Source organism: Gordonia sp. (in: high G+C Gram-positive bacteria), assembly GCF_049647785.1.
Taxonomy (GTDB): domain Bacteria; phylum Actinomycetota; class Actinomycetes; order Mycobacteriales; family Mycobacteriaceae; genus Gordonia.
On sequence record NZ_JBARYI010000072.1, the window covers coordinates 34,709 to 42,451 of the forward strand.

The 7,743-nt window shown below is 62.2% G+C and carries 9 protein-coding genes; 5 read left to right on the top strand and 4 right to left on the bottom strand.

What is annotated here, in order from left to right; genetic code table 11:
• Window positions 1-64 precede the first annotated feature (64 nt).
• Together WBA38_RS11190 and WBA38_RS11195 are read right to left on the bottom strand one after the other, a co-directional pair.
• The gene (locus WBA38_RS11190) at window positions 65-898 is read right to left on the bottom strand and encodes an SDR family oxidoreductase (RefSeq protein WP_424293439.1); all 834 of its coding nucleotides are present in this window, start codon (window positions 896-898) and stop codon (window positions 65-67) included.
• Window positions 898-1,665 carry an SDR family oxidoreductase gene (locus WBA38_RS11195; RefSeq protein WP_424293440.1) on the bottom strand — a complete coding sequence of 256 codons (768 nt, stop codon included), beginning with the start codon at window positions 1,663-1,665 and terminating at the stop codon, window positions 898-900. The genes WBA38_RS11190 and WBA38_RS11195 overlap by 1 nt, the downstream gene beginning before the upstream one ends.
• Before the next feature lie 176 nt (window positions 1,666-1,841).
• Here WBA38_RS11195 and WBA38_RS11200 point away from each other — a divergent pair, with 176 nt between their 5' ends.
• Together WBA38_RS11200 and WBA38_RS11205 are read left to right on the top strand one after the other, a co-directional pair.
• Complete coding sequence (locus tag WBA38_RS11200) at window positions 1,842-2,480, top strand: TetR/AcrR family transcriptional regulator (protein WP_424293441.1); 639 nt, start codon at window positions 1,842-1,844, stop codon at window positions 2,478-2,480.
• 117 nt (window positions 2,481-2,597) lie between these two features.
• Window positions 2,598-2,783: a DUF7455 domain-containing protein gene (locus WBA38_RS11205; protein WP_424293442.1), complete on the top strand. Its 186-nt coding sequence runs from the start codon at window positions 2,598-2,600 to the stop codon at window positions 2,781-2,783.
• A 67-nt stretch (window positions 2,784-2,850) separates the two neighbouring features.
• On the opposite strand, the gene WBA38_RS11210 is transcribed toward WBA38_RS11205, so the two are convergent.
• Complete coding sequence (locus WBA38_RS11210; RefSeq protein ID WP_424293448.1) at window positions 2,851-4,548, bottom strand: DEAD/DEAH box helicase; 1,698 nt, start codon at window positions 4,546-4,548, stop codon at window positions 2,851-2,853.
• A 343-nt stretch (window positions 4,549-4,891) separates the two neighbouring features.
• On the opposite strand from WBA38_RS11210, the gene WBA38_RS11215 reads away from it, so the two are divergent.
• On the top strand, window positions 4,892-5,884 hold the full coding sequence (locus WBA38_RS11215; RefSeq protein ID WP_424293443.1) for a YihY/virulence factor BrkB family protein: 993 nt from the start codon (window positions 4,892-4,894) through the stop codon (window positions 5,882-5,884).
• A 16-nt stretch (window positions 5,885-5,900) separates the two neighbouring features.
• Here WBA38_RS11215 and WBA38_RS11220 read toward each other — a convergent pair whose 3' ends face one another.
• Window positions 5,901-6,131: a DUF3039 domain-containing protein gene (locus tag WBA38_RS11220; RefSeq protein WP_424293444.1), complete on the bottom strand. Its 231-nt coding sequence runs from the start codon at window positions 6,129-6,131 to the stop codon at window positions 5,901-5,903.
• Between the two features lie 36 nt (window positions 6,132-6,167).
• On the opposite strand from WBA38_RS11220, the gene WBA38_RS11225 reads away from it, so the two are divergent.
• Window positions 6,168-6,617: a DUF3099 domain-containing protein gene (locus tag WBA38_RS11225; protein ID WP_424293445.1), complete on the top strand. Its 450-nt coding sequence runs from the start codon at window positions 6,168-6,170 to the stop codon at window positions 6,615-6,617.
• Window positions 6,618-6,731: 114 nt separating this feature from the next.
• A complete protein-coding gene (locus tag WBA38_RS11230; protein ID WP_424322718.1) occupies window positions 6,732-7,730 on the top strand; it encodes a sigma-70 family RNA polymerase sigma factor in 999 nt (332 codons plus the stop codon).
• Window positions 7,731-7,743: the final 13 nt, after the last annotated feature.

Here is a 7,743-nt window from a genome sequence, read left to right on the forward strand (position 1 = left end):
GCGGTCTGGCCGATCGGGACTTGCCGACCGCCACGCATTCGACCGTATTGCTATCTCGGTGCAACTACAGGCCGTTGGCGATTTCGTTGGTTTTCGCGTCGACCCGCTGCTGCAGTTTGTTCATGCCACCAAGCCAGCGGTCCGTGTTTCCAGCCCTGACCTGGTAGTAGTCGAAGACCTCGGAGTGCGGCAGGATGAGGAACGAATCCGAGTCCAGTGCGGCGATTACCTCGTCGGCGACGGTTTCTACGGTGAGCGCGACGTCGTGGCTGAGGATTTCCTCGACCGGGCCGGATTCACTCAGCATGCGGGTCTGGACGCCTTGCGGACACAATGCCTGCACGACTATTCCCCGGTGTCGGTAGGTGGCCGACAACCATTCGGCAAACGCCACGGCCCCGTGTTTGGTGACCGAGTAGGCAGGGGCACCAAGCATTGTCAGAAGTCCGGCCGCAGATGCGGTGACGACAAACCGTCCACCGCCGCGTTCGAGCCATTCCGGGACGAGGGCCCGTGCAGCGTGCACATGCGCCATCACGTTCACGTTCCAGGACAGTTCCCAATCGGCCGCGGCCGCATCGAGTCCCCGCCCGCGATCGACGCCTGCATTCGCGAACCAGGCGTCGATGGGACCGAATGCGTCCCGCGTGGCAGCGATCACCGCGGCAACACCGTCGGCCGATGCCGCATCGCCGGGAACGGCAAGTGCCACACCCCCTGACTCGGTGATTGTCGCGACGGTACGGTTCACGCCCTCGGCATCCAGATCGGCGACCACCACTTTGGCCCCGCGTCCTGCGAGTGCGGTGGCCAAGCCAGCACCGATACCGTTTCCCGCACCGGTAACGACAACCGTCTTATTTGCCGGGTCGAAGCCCACCGAACCTGAGGTGGCCACTACACACCACCACCGAGCAAGACGCCGCCGTCGACGACGAGGGTTTGACCGGTCATCCAGCCAGCGTCGTTGGACAGCAGGAAAGCAACCACGGAGCCAATGTCTTCGGGTTGGCCGAGACGCTTAAGCGCATAGGCTTCGGCGACCTGTTCTTCACGGCCTTCGTACAGGGCTGTCGCGAAGCGCGTCTTCACCACGGCGGGGGCGACGGCATTGACCCGAATGTTGGGTCCCAGTTCCACAGCGAGCTCTTCGGTGAGGTGAATGACGGCAGCTTTCGACACGCCGTAGAAGGCGATGCCCGGGGCCGGCCGCAGTCCGGCGATCGAGGCAATGTTCACGATGGCACCGCCGTGTTCGGCCTGCCATGCGGAGTTCACCGCTTGGACCCACCGGAGTGCGGAGATCACGTTGACGTCCATGATCTTCCGCGCGGCTTCGGGGTCAATCTCCATCAGCGGACCGTAGACCGGGTTAATCCCGGTGTTGTTGACCAGCAGGTCGGCGCTGCCAAAAGTCTCGATGGTCTTAGCGACGGCATCGGCCTGGTGCTCAGGGTCATCGCCTCGGCCCGCAACAGCGAGCGCAACGTCCGGTCCGCCGAGCTGAGCGACAGCTTCATCGAGCGCTTCCTGCTTGCGCGCTGTGATGGTGACCTTGGCACCTTCGGCGACCAGTCGTTCGGCGACGGCCAGCCCAATTCCTCGACTTGCTCCAGTCACGATCGCGGTCTTGCCTGCAAATCGTTGGGGGTCGATCTTGGCCACGGGAAACTCCTGTCGATGAAGTAATCTCAACCTGTAACTAAGCGCTTGCTTAGGGTGTTAGAGTCCACATTGCACGACAGTGAGACATACGTCAACCGTCCCACCTTGAGACTGATCTCATACCCAGCTGGCATCGCGTCCCCGAAACTCTCTTCCCGGACGCTAAAGGAGACCGCATGACCGACGCAGCGAATGTCCCGGCAACGGAGAATGTTCCTACCCGCGATCGACTATTGCAGGCGGCGCTGGTTTCGTTCGCCGAACGCGGATTCCTGGGCACCACAACCCGCGACATCGCCTCGGCGGCAGGTATGAGTCCCGCGGCGGTCTACGTGCACTACCGGTCGAAAGAAGATCTCCTCTTTGAGCTCTCACACGGCGGCCATATGGACACCATTGCCGAAATTGACTCGGCCGACGATGCTGCCCAACCACCGGCGGTCCGCCTGGCGGCCGTGATGCGCGCATTTAGCGAGCGCCACGCGATGCGTCATACGAGTTCACGGATCGTGAATTACGAACTCCATTCCCTCGCTCCCGACCACTTCACTGAAATCAGCAAACTCCGGCGCACCATTACCGGTCGCATGCGAGCAATCGTCGACGCCGGGATCGAGACCGGGGACTTCGACGTCGCCGACCCCCAGACAACAACCAATCTGCTGCTGTCGATGGGGGTAGACATCGCCCGTTGGTACAGCGACGACGGCCCGTTGAGCCCAACCGAATTGGGCGATTTCTACGCAAAGACCGCACTCCGCGTCGTTGGCGCAGTGCCACCGAGTCCTCCGAACAGACCAACTCCAGAGAACTGAAAGAAATGATTTGCAACACACCGACACCGCGCGGGAACATTTGAGCGTCGACAAACGTCTGACAGAGTGAAGGACGACGACCGATCCGCGGTTCGTCGGCTAGGGACGGAGGACGACATGACTACTATCGCCACGACCGCACCCACACGGATGCCGCTAGTTGCCGCTGACCGTTGCGACCGGTGCAGTGCCGCAGCCAAGGTGCGGGCGACTTTGCCCACGGGCGGCGAGTTGCTTTTCTGCCAGCACCACTACAACGACCACGAGGCACGCCTCGTCGAGATTGGCGCCGTTGTCGGCTAACCGCCGACGGTAATTGGAAAATCAATCCCCGATAGCGCAACACCCCGATCAAGGCCCTGCAAGAACCTCACCAGGTTCGCAGGGCCTTGATCCGTTCCCGGAGCTGATCGGCGGTGGCCATTGCCGTCGGCGGGCCACCGAGCCGGGTACGCAGTTCGTTGTGGACTTGGCCGTGCGACTTGCCGGTCCGATGATGATGTAGCGACACCAAGGTGTTCAACTCTTTACGCAGCACGGTCAGGTCTTGCCCCGTCTGCCGTTCGGCGGCATTGGGTGCAGCTTGTGCTTGGGCGTCATCGGCGGGTCGCGCCTTCGCGGCACTGCGTCGGGTTACTTGATCGGCCTGCCGTTGCTGCAGCAGGGTGCGGACCTGTTCGGCGTCGAGCAGTCCGGGCAAACCGAGGTAATCCGATTCCTCGTCGGAGCCGACGAGCGTCGTCGTCCCGAACGATGAACCGTCGTAGATCACCTGGTCGAGTTCGGCGTCGGCGGCGAGTGACTCAAAAGTCTTCTCGTCCTCCCCCGTGTTCTCGTCCTTCGACTTGTTGGCTTCAGTGAGCGCTTCGTCGTCCCAGCCTTCGGGTTCACGGTGCGGCTTCCCCAACACGTGGTCACGTTGGGCTTCCAGCTTGCTCGCCAAATCGAGGAGCACCGGCACCGATGGCAAGAACACACTCGCGGTTTCACCGGGGCGACGCGACCGCACAAACCGTCCGATGGCTTGCGCGAAATACAGCGGCGTCGAAGCATTGGTCGCGTACACACCGACGGCTAGTCGCGGCACGTCGACGCCTTCGGAGACCATGCGGACCGCGACCATCCACTCGTCGTCGCTGGCCGCGAACTCGCCGATGCGCGACGATGACTTCGGATCGTCAGATAGGACGAGGGTCGGCTTCTTACCCGTCATCGCGAACAGGAGTTCGGCGTAGTCTCGGGCGGACTGCTGGTCGGTCGCGATGACGAGGCCGCCGGCGTCCGGAACGCCCGAGTTGCGGAGCTTCGTCAATCGCCGATGAGCCGCAGACAGAACCGCGGGAATCCAGTCTCCGTGCGGGTCGAGCGCCGTGCGCCAGGCACGCGAGGTTTGTTCGGCGGAGAGCGGTTCGCCGAGGCGTGCCGTGAATTCTTCGCCAGCACTGGTCCGCCAGCTCGCCTGGCCCGAGTACGCGAGGAACACGACGGGGCGGACGACCCCATCTCGAAGCGCATCGGAGTACCCGTAAGTGTGGTCGGCTTTGGAACGCTGCGAGCCACCCGGCTCCGGCTCGTAGGTGACGAAAGGGATCGGTGAATCGTCGGACCGGAATGGCGTACCGGTTAGCGATAGACGACGTGTCGCGTCGCTGAATGCTTCGCGGATGCCGTCGCCCCACGATTTTGCGTCGCCACCGTGATGAATCTCATCGAGGATGACCAGGGTCCGGTGCTGCTCGGTGCGAACCCGATGCCGCGACGGATGAGCCGCAACCTGGGCGTACGTCAGAACCACGCCATCGAAGTCCGAACTCGTAGCCCCCGTGGAGTTGGAGAAGTTGGAGTCGAGGGCAATTCCGACCCGCGCAGCGGCCTGCGACCACTGATGTTTCAGGTGTTCGGTTGGGGCAACCACCGTGATGCGGTCGACGGTTCGGTCGGCGAGCAACTCGCTGGCCACTCGGAGGCCGAAAGTCGTTTTACCTGCACCAGGAGTGGCGACCGCCAGAAAGTCGGTCGGTCGTCGAGTGAGGTACTTGGTTAGGGCTCGTCGCTGCCATGCACGCAGCGGAGCACCGGAAACCGCGCGTCGCGCGGCCTCACCGTTCGTCTCCTCACCGTCGTTTAGTTCACGGTCGTTGACCGTATCCACCCCGTTGTCGACCCGCGCGCTGGTCACCGTGTTTCTGCACCCTCCTGAAGAAAAAGCCCTCTGGAGTCTAGCCCCTCCGCCTGAGGATCCCATGCCGCGCGAGGCGACACGGAGTGGCTCACGTGGCGGCCGGTGCCACCCGTTTGGGGGGTCATCGTTCATGCTGATAGGTATCGAAACTCACGAACCACCTTCGGTAGATACCGACACAGACCCGAAACAGGACGGTCGGCCAAGCCGACCGCGCCTGGGTGAGATCGTGCGTCGGCTTCCGCGCCTAGCGTGGGCGACCACGGTCAAAGCCTGGGATGACTCGATTATCGGTTGGGCCGCGCAGGCGGCCTTCTGGCAGGCTCTCTCGCTCCCGCCGCTCCTCTTGGGTGTGCTCGGCAGCCTCGGCTACATCGCCGACTGGTTCGGCCCCGACACCGTGGAGATCATCACCGCCCGAATCCTGGCGTTTTCCGAACACGCTTTCACGCCGAATGTGGTGGACGACTTGATTGCGCCGACGGTCGAGAACGTACTGGGGCGCGGACGGGTCGCCGTCATTTCGGTCGGCTTCCTGATGTCGCTGTGGGCCGGTTCGTCGGCTATGAGCTGTTTTGTCTCGTCAATCGTTCACGCACATAAGCAGCATCAGATCCGAAATCCCGTGTGGCAGCGAATCTTTGCTCTGATCATCTATCTGTTCTTCGTCGTCTCGTGCGTGTTGGTGCTGCCGTTGGTCGCATTGGGACCGACGTATCTGCATCAGATCCTTCCGGATGCGTGGGATCCGGCGATCTCCGATCTCGTCGACTGGGGTTACTTCCCCTTCGTCGGAATCCTGCTAATCGGTGCATTGGTTTGCCTGTACCGGTTCGCGCTTCCGCATCCGCTGCCATGGCATCGACTGCTGCCGGGAGCACTGCTGGCGGGTGTTTTCTTCTGGCTGGCGACGTACGTTCTGCGCTTTTATCTCACGGCGCTTACCCGCGCTGGCTACACCTACGGTGCGCTGGCCACCCCGATCGCCTTCCTCCTGTTCACGTTCTTTCTCGGGTTCGCGATTGTTTTGGGCGCCGAATTGAATGCCGCGATCGACGAAATGTGGCCCTCGGCGGGCAAGGGCGGCACCGTCCGAAACTGGGTGACCAGCCAGACGGTGGAACTTACCGACACCTTGCGTAACCGGGCGTTGCAGAACCGGTCAGAGCTGGGCGAGGTCGGGCCCGCGGTGCACACAGATGCGCACCGGGCCGACCCCTAAGCGGTCTTTTGCCGCTTTACTTCTTCATCTTTTCGTAGATTTTCTTGCACTTTTCGCACACCGGCGAGCCGGGCTTAGCCGCCTTCGTGACGGGGAAAACTTCACCGCAAAGTGCGACGACATGCGTTCCCATGACGGCACTTTCGGCCATCTTGTCCTTCTTCACGTAGTGGAAGACCTTGGGAGTGTCGTCGTCCTTTTCGGTCCGTTCATCAATGTCCGGGCGTTCAATCGTCTGAGTTGCCATAAACCCATTGTGACCCAATGTGCCACCATGGATGGTATGGCGGATCAAAATCGACACGACGGGTACACGGATCGACCGGACACCGACAGACTCGCCGACCACGACAGCTTCCTGATCACCAGCGCCGCTCCCGATCGCGACGCCGTGTTTCGTGCCCGCAAACGTCGCTACTTCCTGATGATGAGCATCCGCATCCCCGCGCTCATCATCGCGTCGATCGTCTATGGCGTCACGCAGAACGGGTGGATCGCTGTCGCCATCATCCTCGTGTCGATCCCGATCCCGTGGATTGCAGTCCTGAAGGCCAACGACACCGAACCGCGTAAACACGGTGAAGTCCCGACCTATCACTACGGCAGTGCGCATTCGGTAACCCCGGAGTTGGGTGCCGAGCCCGCACCCGCGCCAACTGATCGTTTCGACGACGATTCCGCCCACCCGGTCATCGACGCCGAACCGGACGACGGCACGCCGCGCGCAAGCTGATTTTTACCTCGGGAGTAAACCTTCAGAAACTTCTCAGAGTGCTCGGGAACCTTTTCGGTACCGAATGCGTTGGACCCATTGAACGCACGACGAAAACGCATTCCAGGAGGTCGCATGGCTCACTCGACGATTGCCCGCCCGTCCGAATCTGAATCCACCCGTCTACGCCCCGCGTTGACGGAACGGGATCTTGATGCGCAATCCCCCTCAGCGGACCTTGTCCGCGTCTACCTCAACGGCATTGGCCGCACCGCGCTGCTGAACGCCGAGCAAGAAGTGGACCTGTCGAAGGCCATCGAGGCTGGTTTGTACGCGAAGCACCTATTGGCAACCAAGAAGCGGATTTCGCCCGCCAAGAAGCGCGACCTGAACATCCTGGTTCGAGAAGGTGAGCGCGCTCGCGACCACCTGTTGGAGGCCAACCTTCGCCTGGTGGTGTCGCTAGCTAAGCGATACACCGGTCGCGGTATGCCGCTGCTCGACCTCATCCAAGAGGGCAACCTCGGCCTGATTCGTGCGGTCGAAAAGTTCGACTACGCCAAGGGCTACAAGTTCTCGACGTACGCCACTTGGTGGATCCGCCAGGCGATTAGCCGCGGCATGGCCGACCAGTCGCGCACCATTCGCCTGCCCGTCCACCTCGTCGAGCAGGTCAACAAGCTGGCGCGCATCCGCCGCGAACTGCATCAGCAACTGGGTCGTGAAGCCACTGATGAAGAGCTCGCGCTCGAGTCGGGTATTCCGGCAGCCAAGATCGCCGACCTGATGGATCACAGCCGCGACCCGGTGAGCTTGGACATGCCCGTCGGCAACGACGAAGAGGCACCCCTGGGTGACTTCATCGAGGACGCCGAGGCCACGTCTGCCGAGACCGTGGTGATCGCTAACCTGCTGCACTCCGACATTCGGACCGTGCTCTCGACCCTCGACGAGCGCGAAATGCAGGTCATCACCATGCGATTCGGGCTCGACGATGGCCAGCCGCGCACCCTCGACCAAATCGGTCGTGCGTTCGGGCTGTCCCGTGAGCGGGTTCGTCAGATTGAACGCGAAGTGATGGGCAAGCTCCGTCAGGGTGACCGCGCCGACAAGCTCCGCGCCTACGCCAGCTAGCCCCCTTCCCGCA